Below are 20,649 nucleotides of genomic sequence, written 5' to 3'. Positions count from 1 at the left end.
CGTTTTTATTGCGCTGCCGCCAAAGCGGCAGCGCCTGCGGATTTATTTCACGCCATGCATCAGTTTCTGGATCAGCGGTGCGATCAGGAACAGCAGCACGCCGCCCGCCATCAGCGAGTAGAAGCCGAAGGTGTAGCCGCTCAGTGCCGAAGTGACCGACATGCCGGCTTCGCCGCTGACCACGGAGGCGAAGATGCCGGACAGGTTGTTGCCGATACCGGTGGAGAGGAACCAGCCGCCCATGCCCAGACCAACCAGACGGGTAGGTGCCAGCTTGGTGACCATTGACAGGCCGATAGGCGACAGGCACAGCTCACCGATCGATTGCAGCACGTAGACCATGAACAGGGTCCAGAACGGGATCTTGTTATCGATATTGACCAGCATCGACAGCGCATACATCAGCAGACCGAAAGCGGCGCCGTTGAACAGCAGGCCGATACCGAATTTACGCGGGATCGAAGGATTGGCGTTGCGCATGGCTACCCAGATAAACGCGATAATCGGTGCGCAGGTGATGATGGCCAGCGAGTTCACGGTCTGGAACCAGGCTACCGGGAAGGTCCAGTTGAACATCACGCGGTCAACGATCTTATCGGCCAGGAAGGTGAACGAGCTGCCGGCCTGTTCGAAGAACATCCAGAACATGATGTTGAAGAAGAAGATCAGCAGCATGGCGATCACTTTGTCGCGCGCTACCTTGCCGTTGCGGATGCCTTCCACCAGCAGCATCACGGACAGCAGAATGAACAGGCCGGACAGCACGATCTGCAGGTTGTTGGCGCCAGCGGCCAGCAGGAAGTACACCACCGGAATCACGCACAGCGAGCCCAGTACCACGTACACCATGCGTTTAGGATCGGCATTGCTTTCGTCCGGTGCGCCTATGCCTTTGAGCTGGGCGCGGCCGATGAAGAACCACACCAGGCTGACCAGCATGCCGACGCCAGCGGACATGAACACTACTTTATAGGCAGGCATGCCGTGGTTGCCGAAGACGGCCGAAGCCAGCCATTCGGTCAGCACAGGAGCGACCAGCGCGCCCGAGTTGATGCCCATGTAGAAAATGGTGAAGCCGGAATCGCGGCGCGGATCGGTAGTGCCATACAGCTTGCCGACCATGGTCGAGATGTTGGGCTTGAACATGCCGTTGCCGACGATGATGGTGGCCAGACCGAACTTGAACACGGTCTGGTCGGGGAAGGCAATCATGAACAGGCCAGCAGCCATGAAGGAGGCGCCGACCAGAATCGAACGCTGATAGCCCAGCACGCGGTCTGCTACGTAGCCGCCGAACAGCGCAGCAGCATAGACCAGTGCCAGATAGGAGCCGTACACCAGATTGGCGGCAGATTCGCCGGTTGGGTCGCCACTGTAGAACTGGGCCACAACGTAGAGCACCAGGGCCCAGCGTATGCCGTAGAAGGCAAAACGCTCCCAGAACTCGGTCATGAACAGCATCCAGAGCGGGGCGGGGTGGCCCATGATCTGTTTGAACTCGGGAATCTTCGCTTCCGTATTGATGGTGGTCGCACCGCTCATGCGGCTTCTCCTATTTTTTATGATCGAAAAAAGTCTCTCGGACTCCCTTGTGGGGAGACAAATTGGGCGCCATTTTAATCTACAAATCGCAGTCCACGAACAATTTGATGCTCGCTTCTCAAGGTTGTGGCATTTGTGCTATTAAATTAAGCATGGCAGATATACACATTCCGGCTCCCACGGAGCAGCCGTTTGTCGTATATTGAGGGCGCGGTACATAGTGCCGTGCATCGAAATTGAATAAGGATTTACGCATCATGGAACATGACGTTGTCGATACCCTGATTTCGCCGGAAGGACATCTGGAAGTGCTGTCCAAGGCGGAAGTGGCCAAACTGCTCGATACCAGCCAGGGCGGCCTGTATAACACTCTGCGCCGCTGCTCGCTGGCCGTGCTCAACTGCGGCAGCACCATCGACGATGGCAAGGAACTGCTGGAACGCTACGAGTCGTTCGATATCAGCATTCTGCAGCGCGAACGCGGCATCAAGCTCGATATCAAAGGCGCGCCCGGCATCGCTTTTGTGGACGGAAAAATGATCAAGGGCATACACGAGCACCTGTTTGCCGTGCTGCGCGATATCGTGTTTGTCAGCAGCGAGATTAGCGATAACCCTAAATTCGACGTCGAAAGCACGGAAGGCATTACCGACGCCGTCTTCCATATTCTGCGCAATGCCGATGTGCTCAAGCCTATGCTCAACCCCAAGCTGGTGGTGTGCTGGGGCGGCCACTCGATCAACCGCGCCGAATACACCTATTCCAAGGAAGTGGGCTACCAGATGGGCCTGCGCGATCTGGACATCTGCACTGGCTGCGGCCCGGGCGCCATGAAAGGCCCGATGAAGGGCGCGACTATCGGCCACGCCAAGCAGCGTTTTACCACTGGCCGTTATCTGGGCATTACCGAGCCGGGCATCATTGCGGCGGAATCGCCTAATCCCATCGTCAACGAACTGGTGATCATGCCCGATATCGAGAAGCGATTGGAAGCGTTTGTGCGCACAGGCCATGGCATCGTGGTATTCCCCGGCGGCGCCGGTACGGCAGAAGAGATACTGTACATCCTGGGCATCCTGCTGCATCCGGATAATGCAGGGATTCCGTTCCCGCTGATTTTCACAGGTCCGGAAACCTCGCGCGAGTACTTCGTGCAGATTAACCAGTTCATCCACGACACGCTGGGCCCCGAGGCGCAGCAGCGCTACAAGATCATCATCGATGATCCGGAACTGGTGGCGCGCGAAATGCAGAACGGGATCAAGGAAGTGCGCGAATACCGCAAGTCGCGCAGCGATGCCTATTACTTCAACTGGGGGCTGAAAATCGATCACGAGTTCCAGCGTCCGTTTGCGCCTACCCACGAAAATATGCGCAAACTGAGTCTGCACAAGCAGCAGCCGGTGCACTTGCTGGCGGCCAATCTGCGCCGCGCCTTCTCCGGTGTGGTGGCGGGCAATGTGAAGGATGAGGGCATCCGCGCGGTGGAGCAGCACGGCCTGTTCGAAATCCACGGCGACAAGGAAATCATGGGGCCTATGGATGCGCTGCTGGCCTCGTTCGTCGCCCAGCATCGCATGAAACTGGCCGGTAAACACTACACGCCTTGCTACCGTGTGATCCAGTAAGCCTGATCGCGTCGTAGTTCAGCGAAACCCCGCCTGCTGCCAGCCAGCAGGCGGGGTTTATCGCATGGTCTGTACCATTTCCGCCAGCCAGTCGGCAAACACGCGCACGCGCTTGGGGATATTGCGCCGGTGCGGGAACAGGATATGACTGGGCATGGGGGCAGGCCGATAATCGGGCAGCAGCTCGACCAGCGTGCCGGCCTGGATGTCGGCCTGCGCTGCCGATTGCGGCAACTGGGCGATGCCCAGCCCGCCACGGCAGGCCGCGCTGTACGCCAGACTGTTGTTGACGCTGACCTTGTGGCCCATGGCGAGGTAGCGCGTCTGATTGCTGCCCGTATCAAAATATTCGAAGCCCGATGGCTGGCTGGCGGGATTGGGCTGGTAGTTGACCAGCCAGTGCTGCGCCAGATCGTCCAGTGCCGCCGGCCTGCCATAGCGCGCCAGATAGGCGGGGCTGGCCACGTTCAGCAATTCCAGCGCTGGCAGCGGTCGCGCCACCAGCGACTGATCCACTACTGCGCCCACCCGCACGACCAGATCGAAGCCTTCGCCGAGCAGGTCCACGCGGCGGTCGGTGCTGAACAGGTCTACCTGCAGGCGCGGATGGGCGGCCAGAAATCCGGCCAGATGGGCGCTGACCTGCGCCGCCAAGCCTAGCGGCATATCGGCGCGGATGCGGCCTGTCAGCTGGTCGCCCTGGCGGAACAGGGCGCTGATCTCGTCGAGCTCATCCAGCAAACGGTCGCAGCGTTCCAGCAGGTCGCTGCCTTCGCGCGTGATCTGTACGCGCCGTGTGGTCCGTTGCAGCAGGCGCGCGCCAAGCTGCTCTTCCAGCCGCTGGACGGCGTTGGAGATGGTGGCGCGCGGCAGCTGGAGCTGGTCGGCGGTGCGGCTAAAGCTGCCAAGGCGGGCCACCCAGCTAAAAATACGCAGGTCTTCTGTCTGGATTGGTTTCATTTTTTGAATAGTGATGTCGGATTTGCCTAGTTTATCCATTCATTATACGGATTTACACTCTATTCGAGCTGTTCCACTGGGCGAGCAGCAACAAGATAGGAGTCTGATATGAGCAATGCAGCAAGCAGCAATACCCAGGCAAGCCAAGGCCGTCTGGCACTGATCACGGGCGGTAGCCGCGGCCTGGGCCGCTCCGCCGCGATTCATCTGGCCCGCGCCGGCTGGGATGTCGTCATCACCTACAAGGAGCGCGCCGACGCGGCCGAGGCCACGCTGGCCGAAGTACGCGCGCTGGGCCGCAAAGGCGCGGCACTGGCGCTCGACAGTGGCGAGGTGGCTGGCTTTGCCGATTTCCGCAGCCGTTTCGCTGCCGTTCTGGCGAGTGAATTTGGTCGGACGCAGTTTGATGCGCTGGTCAATAATGCTGGTAACGGCGCCGATGTGTCGTTTGCCGACACCACTGAGCAGCAGTTCGACGAGATGATGAACGTGCACCTGAAAGGGGTGTTCTTCCTGACCCAGTCGCTGCTGCCGCTGCTGGCCGATGGTGGCCAGATACTGAACGTCTCCAGCGGGCTGGCACGGTTCTCCTTCCCCGGCAAGGCCGTGTACGCGATCATGAAGGGCGGCGTGGAAGTGCTGACCCGTTATCTGGCCAAGGAACTGGGCGGGCGCGGCATCCGCGTCAACACGCTAGCGCCGGGCGCGATAGCGACCGATTTCGGCGGCGGCGTGGTGCGCGATAACCCGCAGATCAATGCCCATGTGGCGGCGGCCACGGCGCTGGGCCGGGTGGGTGAGGCGGACGATATCGGCGGTGCGGTGGCCAGTCTGCTGGACCAGCGCAGCGGCTGGATCAACGCGCAGCGCATCGAAGCTTCGGGCGGCATGCTGGTATAAGCTGTTCTGCACCGAGGTATAAAAAAGGCCCGCAGTTTGCGGGCCTTATGCTATCGATAGCTGTCAGCAGCTATCCACAGCGCTTACTCTTCGCGGCGCAGGTGCGGGAACAGCAGCACGTCGCGGATGTTAGGCGAATCGGTGATGATCATCATCAGACGGTCGATACCGATACCGCAGCCACCGGCTGGCGGCATGCCGTATTCCAGTGCGCGGATGTAGTCGGCGTCGTAGAACATGGCTTCTTCGTCACCGGCATCCTTGGCGGCTACCTGTGCCAGGAAGCGGGCCGACTGGTCTTCTGCGTCATTGAGCTCGGAGAAGCCGTTGGCGATTTCGCGGCCTACCATGAACAGTTCGAAGCGCTCGGTAATACCCGCTTGCGTATCCGAGGCACGTGCCAGCGGCGACACTTCGGCCGGATAGTCGATGATGAAGGTCGGTTCCCACAGCTGGGCTTCGGCGGTTTCTTCGAACAGGGCCAGTTGCAGCGCACCCAGACCCGAAGTGGCGAACGGCTTGACGCCGAACTTGGCCAGCTCCTTGGTCAGGAATGCCATGTCGGTCAGCTGTTCCGCGGTGTAGCCCGGCGCGTACTTGTTGATAGCTTCGACGATGGTCAGGCGGTGGAATGGCTTGGCCAGATCCAGCTCGCGGCCGCCGTAGGTCAGGGTGGCGGTGCCGTGCGCATCGATGGCGGCCTGACGGATGATTTCTTCCGTGAAGTCCATGATCCACTTGTAGTCGGTATAGGCCGCGTAGAATTCCATCATGGTGAATTCAGGATTGTGACGGATCGACACGCCTTCGTTACGGAAGTTACGGTTGATCTCGAACACGCGGTCGAAGCCGCCCACGACCAGACGTTTCAGGTACAGTTCGGGCGCGATACGCAGGAACATCTGCATGTCCAGCGCATTGTGGTGGGTGATGAATGGTTTGGCCGCAGCGCCACCGGGTATGGTGTGCAGCATCGGCGTTTCCACTTCCATGAAGGCGTTCTTTTCCATGAAACGGCGCATCGACGAGATGGCAGCAGTACGGGCCTTGAAGGTGCGGCGCGTCTCTTCGTTCATGATCAGGTCAACATAGCGCTGGCGGTATTTGGTTTCCTGATCGGCCAGGCCGTGGAATTTGTCCGGCAGCGGACGCAGCGACTTGGTAATCAGGCGCAGCGTGCTGACCTTGATGGTCAGTTCGTCGGTTTTGGTCTTGAACAGGGTGCCGGTGACGCCCAGGATATCGCCCAGATCGTAGTGGTGCAGGGCAGCCATGGCGGCTTCGCCGGTCAGGTCCAGCGTAACGTAGATCTGGATGCGGCCATCGGCGCGCGCGCCCGAGGAATCCTGCAGGGTGGCGAAAGCGGCTTTTTTACCGGCTTCGCGCTTGAGCATCATACGGCCTGCCAGCACCACGTTGACGGGATTGGCTTCCAGCTCTTCACGGGTCTTGTCGCCATACTGGATGTGCAGATCGGCGGCCTTGTGCTCCGGTTTGAAGTCGTTCGGGAAGGCTACGCCCTGTTCGCGGATGGCGGCCAGCTTGGCGCGGCGCTCGGCGATGATCTTGTTTTCGTCTAGCGCTGGGTGTTCGTGATGATCCGTAGTCATGGTCATTTCTTCTGTTGAGTTGAATAGTTAGTTGGACATGGCGGCAGTGCTGGCAAACAGCGATTCGACATCGAGTTCGCTGAAATCGCGCGCCATGGCAATGATGTTATCGAAACCGGCAAACGCTTCCGCCGGCAGGGTGGTGGTCAGCACCACGGCGCGCATGCCGGCGCGGCGCGCTGCTTCCACGCCCAGCGGCGCATCTTCGAACACGATACAGTGCTCGGGCTGGGCGCTGCTGCGTTCTGCCGCCAGCAGGAATACATCGGGGTGCGGCTTGCCGCGTGCCACATCGGCAGCGCCGGCAATGGCGGTAAATTCGGCGCGCAGATCGAGTCCGTCCAGCGTGAAGTCGATATTATCCTTGGGTGCAGCCGTGGCGACAGCCATGCGTACACCGGCTCGCTTGGCACTCGCCATAAACGCTTCCAGCCCGCCGGCCGGCGCCAGATGGGGGGCATACAGTTCGCGGTACAGCGATTCCTTTTCCTGATCGAAGCGGGCGTAGTCGCTGGGGGTCAGCTGGTCGCCCAGATAGGCGGCCAGAATCTCGTGACTGGTGCGTCCCGCGGTGGCGCGGAAGAAGGCATCCGGTTCGGGACTGAGCCCCTGACGCTCCATGAAGGCCAGCCACGACTGCATGTGGTAGGCCATGTTGTCGACCAGGGTGCCATCCATATCGAAGATGAAGGCGCGTGCCGGAGTGCTGTGCATTAGACGCCCTGTTTCAGCGAAGCGGAAATGAATTCGTCCAGATCGCCGTCCAGTACGCCCTTGGTGTTGCCGGTTTCGTAGTTGGTGCGCAGATCCTTGATGCGCGACTGGTCCAGCACATAGGAACGGATCTGGTGGCCCCAGCCCACGTCGGTCTTGGAGTCTTCCAGCTTCTGCTGCTCGCTCATGCGCTTGCGCAGTTCCAGTTCGTACAGTTTAGCCTTCAGCATTTCCATCGCTTCGGCCTTGTTGCGGTGCTGCGAACGGTCATTCTGGCACTGCACCACGATGCCCGTCGGGCCGTGGGTCAGACGCACGGCGGAGTCGGTTTTGTTAATGTGCTGACCACCGGCGCCGGACGCGCGATAGGTGTCGATGCGCAGATCGGCCGGATTGACTTCGATATCGATCGAGTCATCCACTTCCGGATAGACGAACAGCGAGGTGAACGAAGTGTGGCGGCCGTTGGACGAATCGAATGGCGATTTGCGCACCAGACGGTGCACGCCGGTTTCCGTGCGCAGGAAGCCATAGGCGTAGTCGCCTTCGACCTTGATGGTGGCGGTCTTGATGCCGGCTACCTCGCCATCCGACTGTTCCATGACTTCGACCTTGAAGCCTTTGCGTTCGGCATAGCGCAGGTACTGGCGCAGCAGCATCGAGGCCCAGTCCTGCGCTTCGGTACCGCCTGCACCGGCCTGAATGTCGATGAAGCAGTTGTTCGGGTCCATAGGATTGTTGAACATCCGGCGGAATTCCATGCCTTCGATGACTTTGCGGACTTCTTCCGCGTCGACGATCAGCGCTTCCAGCGTGTCGTCATCGCCTTCTTCCTTGGCCATGGCGAACAGATCGCCCATGTCCTGCAGGTCGGTCTTGGCCTTGGTCAGGGTGAAGACCACTGCTTCCAGCGATTTCTTTTCCTTGCCCAGATCCTGAGCTTTCTTCGGCTCGTTCCAGACCGTAGGGTCTTCCAGTTCTTCGTTTACCTGTTCGAGTTTCTCCGACTTCTTATCGAAGTCAAAGATACCTCCGAAGTTCGGCTTCGCGCGTGGTCAGATCGGCGAGCAGGGCGGAGAGGGAGTTGATGCGTTCGGCTTCCATGTTTTCTTCTTTTCTCAGGCTGAAATCAAACCTTAGATTATACCCTAGGCTGGCCATGCTCTTGTAGCTATCTGGCCATGTTTTGCGGGCTGGCGGCAGTCTTTACGGGGTGGTTAAGTGGGAAATGCTGCCATTTATGCCACAAAACAGGTAATATCTCGCCTTCGGGGCCGCATCCGGGGTAGATCATGCTTGTGGCCTGCAGGCTGACTGCGTATGATTCTGCGCAGTGTGTCGTTGTCAAAAACAATTACATTTCTGGAAACCGCTTATCCATGCGTCTAGCGTTGCCTCGCGCCGCTGCCGCCTGCCCTCAACCATGGCAGGCCTGCCGCTTAGCACTGTTGCCTATTTTGCTGGCTGCCAGCCTGACGGCCTGCGTCAGTCTGCCGCGCGATGGCGCGCCGCCGGCTGGCAGCCGCGCTACGCTGGCGGTGCTGGAAACCACCGACCTGCATGCCAATCTGGTGGGCTACGACTACTACAAGCTCAAAGCCGATCCGTCTATCGGTCTGGATCGCACGGCCACACTGATCGCTCGTGCCCGCAGCGAGTTCCCCAATAACGTCCTGCTCGATAACGGCGATGCCATACAGGGTACGGCGCTGGCCGATTATCAGGCGCTGGTGGCGCCGCTGCCCTGTTCCGCTACGCTGGCCATCTACCAAGCCATGAACCAGCTTGGCTACGATGGCGGCGGCATCGGCAATCACGAATTCAATTATGGTCTGGCCTATCTGAATCAGGTCACTGCCAGCCACTTCGACGTGGACGGTGTGGCTGCCGATGCGCCCCGTTGCGGCGGACCGGCATTCCCGCTGGTGCTGGCCAATATCTACAGCGCCCGCACCCACGCGCCGCTGTTTGCGCCTTACCGGATATTGCAGCGCCAGATCAGTGCCACCGGACCGGATGGCAGCAAGGTGAGTGCTCCCCTGCGCATAGGCATTATCGGCTTTACGCCGCCCGCAGTGCTGCAATGGGATCAGCGCGCGCTGCAAGGCAAGGTATACGCCGAAGGCATACGCGAGACCGCGCTGCGTTATGTTCCGCAGATGCGCGCCGAAGGTGCCGATCTGGTGATCGCGCTGGCCCACGGCGGGCTCGATGGCGCACCGTACACGGCGGGGATGGAAGACGCGGGCTACTATCTGGCCCAGGTGCCGGGTGTGGATGTGCTGCTGATGGGGCATGCGCACCAGAGCTTCCCGCAGGCGAATAGTGCGCTGCCTGCTTTTAATTTGCCCGGCGTGGACAAGCTGCGTGGTCGCGTCCATGACGTGCCGGCGGTGATGGCGGGTTTATGGGGCAAGGAGCTGGGCGTGGTAGCGCTGCGCCTGCGCTACGATGGCCAGCACTGGCAGGTCGAGCGCGATGCCACCACGGTGGAAGTGCGCGCTACCCGCCAGCCCGAGCGCAGCTATGTACCCGCCGATGCTGCGCTGGCGCGACTGGTAGGGCCGGAGCATGAGGCCACCATCCGCTATGTCCAGTCGCCAGTCGGGCAGAGCGACTTCCGCATGAGTAGCTACTTTGCCGATGTAGGCGATAGTTCGGCCATACAGGTCGTGAATCAGGCCCAGACGGCCTACGTGAAACGCTACATCGAAACCAGCCAGCCTGCATGGGCCGGACTGCCGGTGCTGTCGATGGCGTCGCCGTTCAAGACGGGGGCCGCTGGCGCGGCAGACTACACCGACGTGCTGGCCGGCGGGCTGGCTCTCAACAACGTGGCTGACCTGTATCTGTATCCGAATACACTGCAGGTGGTGAAGGTGAATGGCGCCGAGCTGAAAGCATGGCTGGAGAAATCGGCCGAGCGCTTCAATCGCATCGATCCGGCCAGCAGCAGTGCGCAGGAGCTGGTCAATCCGGCTGTGCCGGGCTTTAACTTCGACATGCTGACGGATGCTGATGTCAGCTATCAGATCGATGTGAGCAAGCCAGCTGGCCAGCGCATCGCTGCCTTGACCTATCGCGGCCTGCCTGTCACGGCGGCGCAGCAGTTTCTGCTGGCGACCAATAACTACCGCGCCAGCGGCGGCGGGGCTTTCCCTGCACTCGATGGCAGCCGCACGGTGCTGGCCTCGCCCGATGCCAGCCGCGATGTGCTGATCAGCTATATTCGCGAACGGCGCCAGCTGAACCGGGTGCGCGACGGTGCGCGCCGCAGCTGGCGCTTCGCTCCTTTGAAAACCCGTGGCCCCGTGGTATTCCACTCGGCGCCACAGTTGCAGGAGCTGGCCGAGGAGGCCGGCCTGCGCGGGATTAGCCAGCTCAAGGCCGACGATGGCGGCGGCAAGGGACTGGCACTGTATGCGATAGATCTGTCACTATGAGTAAGCAATGCACTAAACCGCTGCGCGCCCTGCTGGCGGCGCTGTTATCGGGTCTGGTATGGAGTCTGATGATGGACAGCGCCCATGCTGGTCCGGTAGATCAGGCGCGCCTGTATTTGCGCGGCAGTGCCGAGGTGGCGGTGAATCTGCCCAAAGCGTTCAGCCTGTTCAGCGCCGCTGCCAAGGCGGGCGATACGCAGGCGGCCTATTATCTGGGCATGATGTATCGTAACGGCATGGGCGTGGCGGCCGATGCCCGAGCTGCAGCCCGCTGGCTGACTGTTGCGGCCCATCACCAGATGCCGGCGGCGATGTTCGCGCTGGCCAATCTTTACCTGAGCGGCGAGGGCGTCAAGCGCGATGAACTGGTGGCGCGGCGCTGGATAGAAAAGGCCGCGGATCTGGAATACCCGGATGCCGTCATGGCCATGGCGATAGGCCTGCGCGACGGTTCCATGGGTTTCGAGCGCAACGAAGCGCTGTATGAAACCCAGATGCGCTTTGCCCAGCGGGCACTGGAGCGCCGTACTTCGGGCATGTAGTGCCCGCTTGATGGTCCCGTTCGGGTACGCATCTTTCCTTACATCGTACTTACATTGCGGCCTTTGCCAGCAGGCGTTTTTGCTTGCTGCGATGCCGCACATGTATCTGTTGCCCGCGCCAGATAAGCCACCTACAATGCGTCATCGATGGGGCGTGGTCTAGCCGTATTTCCAGCGTAGTTTTAGCGTAATCGACACTATAAAAACGTTGTAAAACAGGAGATGACAGATGACTTTCAAGTTGAAGATGCTCGTTGCAGGAATTGCTCTCGGTTTTTCGGCTGGCGCCATGGCGGCAGACCCCATCAAGATCGGCGTAGCCGGTCCGTTCACGGGCGGTTCCGCGCCCATGGGCGTATCCATGCGTGACGGCGTCAAACTCGCTGTCGCAGAAATCAATGCCAAAGGCGGCGTGCTGGGCCGCCAGATCCAGCTGATCGAACGCGATGACGAAGCCAAGAACGAACGCGGCGTGCAGATCGCGCAGGAGCTGATCAACAAGGAGCGTGTCGTCGCTACCGTCGGCTACATCAACACCGGTGTGGCGCTGGCTTCGCAGCGTTTTTATCAGGATGCCAAAATTCCTGTGATGAACAATGTGGCCACCGGCTCCATCATCACCAAGCAGTTTGCCGACCAGCCGGAGAACTACATCTTCCGTAACTCGGCCAATGACAGCATCCAGTCGCATATGATCGTGCAGGAAGCGGTCGACAACCGTAAATTCAAGAAGGTGGCAATTCTGGCCGACTCTACCAACTACGGCCAGCTAGGCCGGGAAGATCTGGAGAAGGCGCTCGACAAGAAAGGCATGAAAGCCGTCGCCATCGAGAAGTACAATCTGAAAGACGTCGATATGACGGCGCAGCTGCTGAAGGCCAAACAGGCCGGCGCCGAAGTGGTGCTGACCTACGGTATCGGCCCCGAGCTGGCGCAGATCGCCAACGGCATGGAGAAGCTGGGCTGGAAAGTGCCGCTGATCGGCAGCTGGACGCTGTCGATGGCCAACTTTATCGACAACGCGGGCAAGAACGGCAACGGTACCCGCATGCCGCAGACCTTTATTCAGGACCCGAATACGCCCAAGCGCAAGGCCTTCATCGACGCTTACGTAAAAGCCTATCACCCGCCGGGCGACCGTATGCCTTCGCCGGTGTCGGCTGCCCAGGGTTACGATTCGATCTATCTGCTGGCAGCGGCCATCAAGCAGGCTGGTTCCACCGACGGCCCGAAAGTCAAAGCCGCGCTGGAAAGCCTGAACGAGAAGATCGACGGCGTGGTCACCACCTACAGCAAACCGTATAGCAAGGATAACCACGAAGCCATCACGGCCGACATCACCGTGTTCGGGGAAGTCAAGGACGGCAAGGTCGTGGCGGCAGGTAAGTAAGCCCTGCGATTCTGGTGCTGGCCAGTCTTGATGCGTCAAGTCTGGCCTTTTTCTTATCGATCGACTATCGGTGGTGATTATGGAAATACTGCTGCAACTGGCGTTCAGTGGCATTGCGCTCGGCATGATCTATGCCGTCATCGCATTCGGCTACCAGCTAACCTTTGCCACATCGGGCACACTTAATTTCGGTCAGGGCGAATCGCTGATGCTGGGCGCGCTGGTCGGCCTCAGTCTGGTGGGGAATATCCACGGCGGCCCCTACATGAGCTATCTGCTGATGATCCCGCTGGTGATCGTGTTCGGCGGCCTGCAGGGCATGTTCGTGGAATGGATAGGCGTACGGCCCGCCATCAAGATCAAATCGGAATTCGGCTGGATCATGTCCACCATTGCGCTGGCCATCATCTTCAAGAATGTGGCCGAGAATATCTGGGGCAAGGATGACCTGACTTTCCCCATGCCGCTCAGTTCCGCACCGATAGAAATCCTCGGCGCCAACGTGCAGCCCATGCAGATCGCCGTGATCGTGGGCGCGCTGGCCATCATGGCTGCGGTCGAACTGTTCAACCGCAAATCCATCTACGGCAAAGCGGTGGTGGCAACGGCCAACGACCGCGACGCCGCCGGCCTGATGGGCATTAACACGGGCATGGTGATTACCTTCTCGTATGCGCTGTCCTCGGCCACGGCCGCTTTTGCCGGCGTGCTGGTGGCGCCATTGACGCTGACCGGCGCCACCATGGGCGCCTCGCTGGGGCTGAAGGCGTTTGCCGTGGCGATTATCGGCGGCCTGACTTCGGGCGTAGGTGCGATAGTCGGTGGCCTGATACTGGGCATCGCCGAGACCATGACCGGCTACTACATCTCGACCGGCTACAAGGAAGTGCCGGGCTTGCTGCTGCTGTTGCTGGTGCTGGCGGTAAAACCGTCCGGCCTGTTCGGCAAAGCCGCCATCAAAAAAGTCTGAGGTATCCATGAACAAGAAGCTACTTGCAGCAAGTGTCCTCGGGCTGGCGGTACTGGCACTGTATCCGGTGCTGATTCCTAATCCCTACTATATCCATCTATTCGAGACTATTCTGATCTACGCGATACTCTTGTTCGGTCTCGATATCGTGGTCGGCTATACGGGGCAGGTGTCGCTGGGCCATGCTGGCCTGTTCGGCATCGGTTCGTATGCCACCGGTGTGCTGGTGTTCAAGCTGGGCGCGCCGTTCTGGGTGGCGCTGCCGGCCAGTATAGCCAGTGCGGCCGTGTTCGGGGCGATTCTCGCCTTGCCTGCCTTGCGTGTAACGGGGCCGTATCTGGCCATGGTGACGCTGGCCTTCGGTACCATCATCCAGATCCTGATCAACGAGATGACCTTCCTGACCGAAGGACCGATGGGCATCAAGATCGCCAAACCGGTGATACTGGGCCAGAAGCTGAGCGAAGTTGGCTACTACTATATGGTGGCCGTGCTGATGGTGCTGGCGCTGGTAGTGGTGCACCGCGTGCTCAAATCGAATCTGGGCCGTGCGTTCGAGGCGCTGCGCGATAGTCCGATTGCGTCCGACTGTATGGGCGTTTCGGTGTACCGCTACAAGGTGTATGCCTTCATCATCAGCGCCGGCTTTGCCGGTCTGGCAGGCAGCCTGTATGCCTATTCGGAAGAGTACATCTCGCCCAATACCTATAACTTCGAACTGACCATCCTGTTCCTGCTGGCGGTGATCATGGGCGGGCGCAAAACCCGTTCCGGTGCACTGATAGGCGCGCTGATCGTGGTGATGCTGCCTAGCTTGCTGGCCGATATAGAACTGTTCCGCCAGATTGCGGTCGCCGCCGCCGTACTCGGTGTGATCGGCTCGGCTCTGATGCTGGCGAAGAAGCGCAGCACGGTGCGCGGCGTTCTGGTACCGCTGGTCGCCACCATCGGCATGGCAGCGACCTCGTTCAAGCTGGAGAACATAGTCGACTGGCGCCTGACCATCTTCGGTCTGATGACGCTGTTCGTGGTGTACTACCTGCAGGACGGTATCGTGGGCTTCCTGCAGAACCTGATGGGACGCGGCGCCCAGCATGCGCAGAGTGTCGCTGCCAGCGGCGTGGCACCGTTCGACCGCGCTCAGGGCGGCAAGGCTGGCAGTACGCTGCTGCAGGTCGATCAGATCCTGATGCAGTTCGGCGGTCTGAAAGCACTGAATCAGGTCAACCTGAACGTGATCCAGGGTTCGGTGCACGGTCTGATCGGGCCTAACGGTTCCGGCAAGAGCACCATGATGAATGTGCTGACGGGGATCTACAAGCCCACCAACGGTAAGGTCAGCTTTGCCGGTGCCGTGATATCGGGCCGCACGCCATCCGAGATTGCGTTGGGCGGAGTGGCGCGCACTTTCCAGAACGTGCAGCTATTTGGCGAGATGACGGCCACCGAAAACGTGCTGGTGGGCCTGCACAACACCTTCAAGTCGAATGTGCTCGATGTGATGCTGCAGACGCCGCGCTACAAGGCAGAGGAAAAGGCTGCGCGCGAACGGGCTGCCAGCATACTCGAATTTGTCGGCCTGTCGGCCATGGCCAATGAGGAAGCGCGCAATCTGCCGTATGGTAAGCAGCGGCTGCTGGAAATAGGCCGTGCGCTGGGCCTGAGTCCCCGTTTGCTGCTGCTCGATGAACCGGCTGCCGGTCTGACCGCGCCCGACATCAAGGAGCTGATGGCGATCATCCGCAAGATCCGCGACCACGGCATCACCATCATCCTGATCGAGCACCACATGGACGTGGTGATGGCGCTGTCCGATACAGTGACGGTGCTGGACTTCGGCCAGAAGATTGCGGAGGGCGTGCCTAACGCGGTACAGAATGATCCCAAGGTGATCGAGGCCTACCTCGGCGGCAGCGGCGAAGAACATGGCGGTACCGCCAAAGCGCCTGCAGCGCACTGAATAGACAGATAAGGATAGCCCATGCTTTCAATTTCCAATCTACAGGCCGCATACGGCAAGGTCGAAGTCCTGCACGGTATTTCGCTGGAAGTCCCCAAAGGCAAGCTGGTAACGCTGATCGGCTCGAATGGTGCCGGCAAGACCACCACCATGCGCGCCATTTCCGGCATGCTCAAGCCTAAGGGCGGCAAGGTGACGCTGGACGGCAAGGATATTACCGGCGTTGATTCGCACCGGATCGCCCGCGCCGGGCTGGCCCATTCGCCGGAAGGCCGGCGCGTGTTCGCCTCGATGACGGTGCTGGACAATCTGCTGCTGGGTGCCTTCCCCCGCTTTACCCGGGCCCGCCCCAAAGGCGATATTAAGCACGATCTGGACAAGGCGCTGGAACTGTTCCCGCGCCTGAAGGAGCGCCAGACCCAGCTGGCTGGTACGCTGTCCGGTGGCGAACAGCAGATGCTGGCCATGGCGCGTGCCGTGATGCTTAATCCCGAAGTGATTCTGCTCGATGAACCTTCCATGGGACTGGCGCCGATACTGGTGGAAGAAGTGTTCCGCATCATCCAGCGCCTCAAGTCGGAAGGCGTGACCATGCTGCTGGTGGAGCAGTTTGCCGCTGCTGCACTAAACGTTGCCGATTATGGCTATGTACTGGAGAATGGCAGTATTTCCGTCCACGGCCCGGCGGAGAGCCTGAAAACAGATCCCAAGGTGATTGCGGCCTACCTGGGAGGAGGACACTAGCTATATGAGTTTGCAATCGGTACGTGATTTTTTCGTCGCCCGCGACATGCAGATGCCCATCATCGAACTGGACGTGAGTACTGCCACCGTGGCGCTGGCAGCCGAAGCGCATGGCGTGGAGCCGGGCAGGATAGCCAAAACGCTGGCCTTCCGGCTGGGGGAGGGGAAAATCATACTGCTGGTGGCCAGCGGTGTGGCACGTATCGATAACCGCAAATTCAAGGATGCTTTCGGCAAGGGCAAGATGCTGGCGCCGGACGAAGTGGCCGATATCACCGGTCATCCGGTGGGCGGCGTCTGCCCGTTCGGGCTGGCGCAGGACATTCCCGTCTATCTCGACCAGTCGCTCAACAACTACGACGAAGTGCTGCCAGCGGCGGGTTCCATCAATAGTGCCATCCGCATTACGCCTGCCCTGATTGCCAGCGTAACCGCAGGCCAGTGGGTGGACGTATGCTGAAGTTCACCCGGCTGGCTGGCGCCATTGCGGCTACTGCCCGCTCTGCCGCCAGCACGGCAGCGACTCTGGGGCTGCTGGGCGGCGCACTGAGCTGTGCGCAGGCGGCAGTGGAGCGTATCGAAATCCGTGAACGCGTGCCGTTCGCCGCCGGAGCCAGTTTCGCCGAGGCGGGCGCCTATGAAAAAATCCGCGGCGTGGCCTATTTCGCGCTGGATCCGCGTGAGCGCGCCAATGCCAGCATAGTCGATCTGGTACGCGCGCCGCGCGATGAAAATGGCCGCGTGCTGTTTTCCAGCGAATTTGTGCTGCTGCGTCCCGTGCACGGCAAGCCTACAACGCTGATATACGACGTCAATAACCGTGGCGGCATAGCCATGCTGGGCCAAATCAATGGCCGCAGTCCGGCCAATAACGATCCCACCACGCTGGCAGATGCGGGCGATGGTTTCCTGATGCGTCACGGCTTCAGTCTGCTGTTTTCGGCATGGACGTGGGATGTGGCGCCGGGTGCACCTGCTGCGCGTCCGCTAATCTTTACTCCGCCCGTGCTGAAAGGCCTGCGGGGCAGGGTGAATAATGAATTTACCGTCAATGCCGTGAGCGATATCGCCACCTATGCGGGCATGCGCGGCCTGACCTACGAGCCGGCCACCAGCAACGACCCTCATGCCCAGCTCACTAAGCGCCTGCGGCCGGAAGAGCCGCGCCGGCCCATCCCGCGCAGCAGCTGGCAGTTCGTCGAACCCGCGCAGGCGGGCGGGCCCGGTCGCATACGGCTGGAAGGCGGTTTCCAGCCCGGCGTGATCTACGAGCTGACTTATGTAGCGCGTGACCCCTATGTGGCCGGTGCCGGTATGGCGGGCATACGCGACCTGCTGTCGTATCTGCGCGATCATCCGCTGGAGGGTGGGCCGGTTCCCAAGAATATCCTGATGTTCGGCATCAGCCAGTCGGGCCGCCTGATCGGACGGATGCTGCATGACGGCCTGAATGTGGACGAAGCGGGCAAGCTGGTATTCGACGGCGCTTATCTGCATGTACCCGGTGCCGGTGGCTCCGCTGGCTTCAACAGCCGTTTTGTCCAGCCCACGCGCCATCCGTCCATGCTGGAAGAGCACGACTATCCGGCCGATGCCTTCCCGTTCACGGCAGCGCCTACGCGCGACCCTGTGACCGGCAAAACGGCCTCCACTTTGGACAATGCGCGCGACCGGCAGGGACGTCTGCCCAAGCTGTTCATCGCCAATACTTCGACCGAGTTCTGGAACCGTGGCGCTTCGCTGATCGCCACCACGCCCGACGGTGTGCAGGATGTCGCACCACCGGAGAATGTGCGCCTGCATGGCCTGATGGGAGCGCAGCACTATGTGGGCCGCTCGCGCACCCGCGCGCCGTTCACTGCCTGCGTTTCCACCGCCGACCATTACACCACCATGCGTGCACTGGTGCTGGCGCTGGATGAATGGACCAGTCAGGACAAGGCGCCGCCTGCCAGTGCCTATCCCGGCCTGAACGACCATACGCTGACCAGTGTGGCCGATTATCGCGCCGTGTTCCCGAAAGGCGTGGGCATCAGTCCGCCCGGGCAGAACCTGCGCGAGCCCAGGCTGAATTTCGGCTGGCGCTACCAGCGCTTCGGCATTGCCGATACCGTGCCGCCCAAACAGGGCGCCGAATACGAAACGCTGGTGCCGCTGCCTGACGGTGATGGCAACGACATGGGCGGTGTGCGGCTGGTGGAGCTGCAGGCGCCACTGGGCACCCACACGGGCTGGAATCTGCGCGCCGCGGAAACCGGCTTTGGCTGGGCTACATCGCGTTTCGACGGCAGCTTTGTGCCGTTCGCCCGTACCGAGGCGGAGCGGCTGGCAGCCGGTGATCCGCGCCCCAGTCTGGCCGAGCGCTATGCTAGCCGCGAGGATTTTGCCGCCGCCGTGCGTGCCGCCGCCGAAAACCTGATCCGTGCGCGCCTGCTGCTGCCGGAAGATCTGGAACGTACCATGGCCAGCAATCTTGGCCTGTATGACCGCATTCTGCAGCGTGATCCGGCCGATCAGGCTTGTAACTATCTGTTTGCCCAGCCATGACTAGAACACTACTGATCAAAAATGCGCGGGTGCTGGTGACGATGGACGCGCAGCGCCGCGAACTGGCCGATGGCGCCGTGTTTATCCGCGACCACGTGATCGAGCAGGTGGGCTACAGCGCCGAACTGCCGCAGACGGCCGATGAAGTCATCGACGCCAGTCATCACGTCGTGCTGCCTGGCCTGATCAACACGCACCATCATATGTACCAGAGCCTGACGCGGGCCATTCCGGCTGCGCAGAATGGCGAACTGTTTAACTGGCTGACCAATCTCTATCCCGTCTGGGCCGGACTGACGCCGGAAATGGTGCGCGTGTCCACCCAGACGGCCATGGCCGAGCTGATACTGTCGGGCTGCACCACCAGCAGCGACCATCTCTACATTTACCCGAACGGTAGCAGGCTCGATGACAGTATCGAAGCGGCCAGCGAGATCGGCATGCGTTTCCATGCGGCGCGCGGGGCCATGAGCGTGGGGCAGTCGCAGGGTGGTTTGCCGCCCGATCGTGTGGTGGAGAACGAAGCGGCGATACTCAAGGATACCCAGCGCCTGATCGAGCGCTACCACGATGCTGAGCGCTATGCCATGCAGCGGGTGGTGGTGGCACCGTGCTCGCCATTCTCCGTTTCGCGCGATCTGATGAAGGAAGCGGCTACGCTGGCGCGTAGCTACGGTGTGTCGCTGCACACTCATCTGGCCGAGAACGCCAATGATATTGCCTACAGCCGCGAGAAATTCAATATGACCCCGGCCGAATACGCCGAGGATTGCGGCTGGGTAGGGCACGACGTGTGGCACGCCCACTGTGTGCAGCTAGACGACGACGGTATCTATCTGTTTGCCCGTACCGGAACAGGTATCGCTCATTGCCCATGTTCGAATATGCGCCTTGCATCGGGCATTGCGCCTATCCGCAAGATGCTGGACCGTGGCGTGCCAGTGGGGCTAGGGGTGGATGGCAGCGCGTCCAATGATGCGGGCCATATGCTGGGCGAGACGCGTCAGGCCATGCTGCTGCAGCGGGTCGGTTTCGGCCCGGATGCCATGACGGCGCGGCAGGCGCTGGAACTGGCCACACTGGGTGGTGCGCGGGTGCTCAATCGTGACGATATCGGTGCGCTCAAGCCGGGCATGGCGGCTGATCTGGCGCTGTTCCGGCTCGATGGTATCGCCACGGCAGGCGCACTGCATGATCCGGTGGCGGCGCTGGTGTTCTGCACCCCGCCCGCAGTTGACTACAGCATCATCCACGGCCGCGTGGTGGTGCGCGGCGGGCAGCTGGCCACGCTGGATCTGCCGGCACTGATAGAACGGCATAACGGACTGGCCCTGCAACTGGCGCAGGCGGCCCGCAATGCTTAATGTACGCTGGTTGCGACGGCTTTCTGCTGCTGCACGAGAATAAACGGGCTGACTACGCAAGCCCATAGCTCGGCGTTGGTCTCCAGCCAGCGCTGCGCCTGTTCGTCATTGACCTTGGCCAGCAGTCCGGCTTCCATCCAGCGGGTGATATTGGCCTTGTCGTCATGCGAAATGCGCACGGCCACATCGACCAGATCGAGCGTATCGGCTATCCACACCACGTTACCCTGCGCAAAATGCTTGAGCAGCTCGGTCCATGGCAGGCGCGCCGTCTCGCGGTTGACCTTGTTGCGCAGTTCGATATCTTTTTCAGGTTTGGTTTGCATGGCTAGTTG

Annotated in this window: 17 protein-coding genes; 11 read left to right on the top strand and 6 right to left on the bottom strand. The window is 60.7% G+C overall.

Annotated elements, in window-relative coordinates; translation table 11 throughout:
• Window positions 1-42: 42 nt before the first annotated feature.
• The gene (locus tag GTP27_RS11070; protein WP_161039234.1) at window positions 43-1,542 is read right to left on the bottom strand and encodes a peptide MFS transporter; all 1,500 of its coding nucleotides are present in this window, start codon (window positions 1,540-1,542) and stop codon (window positions 43-45) included.
• Between the two features lie 257 nt (window positions 1,543-1,799).
• Between GTP27_RS11070 and ppnN the strand changes: the two genes are divergently transcribed.
• On the top strand, window positions 1,800-3,170 hold the full coding sequence (gene ppnN / locus GTP27_RS11065; protein WP_161039233.1) for a nucleotide 5'-monophosphate nucleosidase PpnN: 1,371 nt from the start codon (window positions 1,800-1,802) through the stop codon (window positions 3,168-3,170).
• A gap of 57 nt (window positions 3,171-3,227) precedes the next feature.
• Here the strand turns inward: ppnN and GTP27_RS11060 are convergent, their stop codons facing one another.
• On the bottom strand, window positions 3,228-4,130 hold the full coding sequence (locus tag GTP27_RS11060; RefSeq protein WP_202416688.1) for a LysR family transcriptional regulator: 903 nt from the start codon (window positions 4,128-4,130) through the stop codon (window positions 3,228-3,230).
• 108 nt (window positions 4,131-4,238) lie between these two features.
• Here GTP27_RS11060 and GTP27_RS11055 point away from each other — a divergent pair, with 108 nt between their 5' ends.
• A complete protein-coding gene (locus GTP27_RS11055; RefSeq protein ID WP_161039232.1) occupies window positions 4,239-5,030 on the top strand; it encodes an SDR family NAD(P)-dependent oxidoreductase in 792 nt (263 codons plus the stop codon).
• Window positions 5,031-5,113: 83 nt separating this feature from the next.
• On the opposite strand, the gene lysS is transcribed toward GTP27_RS11055, so the two are convergent.
• From lysS to prfB, 3 genes are all read right to left on the bottom strand, one after another.
• Entirely contained in the window at window positions 5,114-6,640 is a 1,527-nt protein-coding gene (lysS, locus tag GTP27_RS11050; RefSeq protein ID WP_161039231.1) for a lysine--tRNA ligase, read from the bottom strand.
• Between the two features lie 27 nt (window positions 6,641-6,667).
• The gene (locus tag GTP27_RS11045; protein WP_161039230.1) at window positions 6,668-7,354 is read right to left on the bottom strand and encodes an HAD family hydrolase; all 687 of its coding nucleotides are present in this window, start codon (window positions 7,352-7,354) and stop codon (window positions 6,668-6,670) included.
• A protein-coding gene (gene prfB, locus GTP27_RS11040) for a peptide chain release factor 2 (protein WP_161039229.1) occupies window positions 7,354-8,458 on the bottom strand; the annotation gives its coding sequence in 2 pieces (ribosomal slippage) (window positions 7,354-8,376 and window positions 8,378-8,458; 1,104 coding nt in all). The genes GTP27_RS11045 and prfB overlap by 1 nt, the downstream gene beginning before the upstream one ends.
• 275 nt (window positions 8,459-8,733) lie before the next feature.
• Here prfB and GTP27_RS11035 point away from each other — a divergent pair.
• The 9 genes from GTP27_RS11035 (at window position 8,734) to GTP27_RS10995 (ending at window position 20,314) form a co-directional block, all read left to right on the top strand.
• Window positions 8,734-10,797, top strand: coding sequence for a bifunctional 2',3'-cyclic-nucleotide 2'-phosphodiesterase/3'-nucleotidase (locus GTP27_RS11035; protein WP_161039228.1), 2,064 nt, complete (start codon window positions 8,734-8,736; stop codon window positions 10,795-10,797).
• Window positions 10,794-11,339 carry a tetratricopeptide repeat protein gene (locus GTP27_RS11030; RefSeq protein WP_229633678.1) on the top strand — a complete coding sequence of 182 codons (546 nt, stop codon included), beginning with the start codon at window positions 10,794-10,796 and terminating at the stop codon, window positions 11,337-11,339. The genes GTP27_RS11035 and GTP27_RS11030 overlap by 4 nt, the downstream gene beginning before the upstream one ends.
• A gap of 229 nt (window positions 11,340-11,568) precedes the next feature.
• Window positions 11,569-12,729 carry an ABC transporter substrate-binding protein gene (locus GTP27_RS11025; protein ID WP_161039227.1) on the top strand — a complete coding sequence of 387 codons (1,161 nt, stop codon included), beginning with the start codon at window positions 11,569-11,571 and terminating at the stop codon, window positions 12,727-12,729.
• A gap of 79 nt (window positions 12,730-12,808) precedes the next feature.
• Window positions 12,809-13,699, top strand: a complete 891-nt coding sequence (locus GTP27_RS11020) for a branched-chain amino acid ABC transporter permease (RefSeq protein WP_161036940.1) — start codon at window positions 12,809-12,811, stop codon at window positions 13,697-13,699.
• 7 nt (window positions 13,700-13,706) lie between these two features.
• The gene (locus GTP27_RS11015; protein WP_161039226.1) at window positions 13,707-15,659 is read left to right on the top strand and encodes a branched-chain amino acid ABC transporter ATP-binding protein/permease; all 1,953 of its coding nucleotides are present in this window, start codon (window positions 13,707-13,709) and stop codon (window positions 15,657-15,659) included.
• Between the two features lie 21 nt (window positions 15,660-15,680).
• A complete protein-coding gene (locus GTP27_RS11010; RefSeq protein ID WP_161039225.1) occupies window positions 15,681-16,403 on the top strand; it encodes an ABC transporter ATP-binding protein in 723 nt (240 codons plus the stop codon).
• Window positions 16,404-16,407: 4 nt separating this feature from the next.
• Window positions 16,408-16,863, top strand: a complete 456-nt coding sequence (locus GTP27_RS11005; RefSeq protein ID WP_161039224.1) for a YbaK/EbsC family protein — start codon at window positions 16,408-16,410, stop codon at window positions 16,861-16,863.
• Window positions 16,857-18,950: an alpha/beta hydrolase domain-containing protein gene (locus GTP27_RS11000; protein WP_161039223.1), complete on the top strand. Its 2,094-nt coding sequence runs from the start codon at window positions 16,857-16,859 to the stop codon at window positions 18,948-18,950. Before GTP27_RS11005 ends, GTP27_RS11000 begins: the two co-directional genes overlap by 7 nt.
• Window positions 18,947-20,314: an 8-oxoguanine deaminase gene (locus tag GTP27_RS10995; protein ID WP_161039222.1), complete on the top strand. Its 1,368-nt coding sequence runs from the start codon at window positions 18,947-18,949 to the stop codon at window positions 20,312-20,314. The genes GTP27_RS11000 and GTP27_RS10995 overlap by 4 nt, the downstream gene beginning before the upstream one ends.
• Here GTP27_RS10995 and GTP27_RS10990 read toward each other — a convergent pair.
• A complete protein-coding gene (locus GTP27_RS10990) occupies window positions 20,311-20,640 on the bottom strand; it encodes a DUF2288 domain-containing protein (protein WP_161039221.1) in 330 nt (109 codons plus the stop codon). The two genes, GTP27_RS10995 and GTP27_RS10990, sit on opposite strands and share 4 nt — an antisense overlap.
• Window positions 20,641-20,649 lie beyond the last annotated feature (9 nt).

The sequence above is a fragment of the Duganella qianjiadongensis genome (assembly GCF_009857915.1).
GTDB lineage: Bacteria > Pseudomonadota > Gammaproteobacteria > Burkholderiales > Burkholderiaceae_D > Rugamonas > Rugamonas qianjiadongensis.
This window is presented reverse-complemented; position numbering and strand designations above follow the sequence as displayed.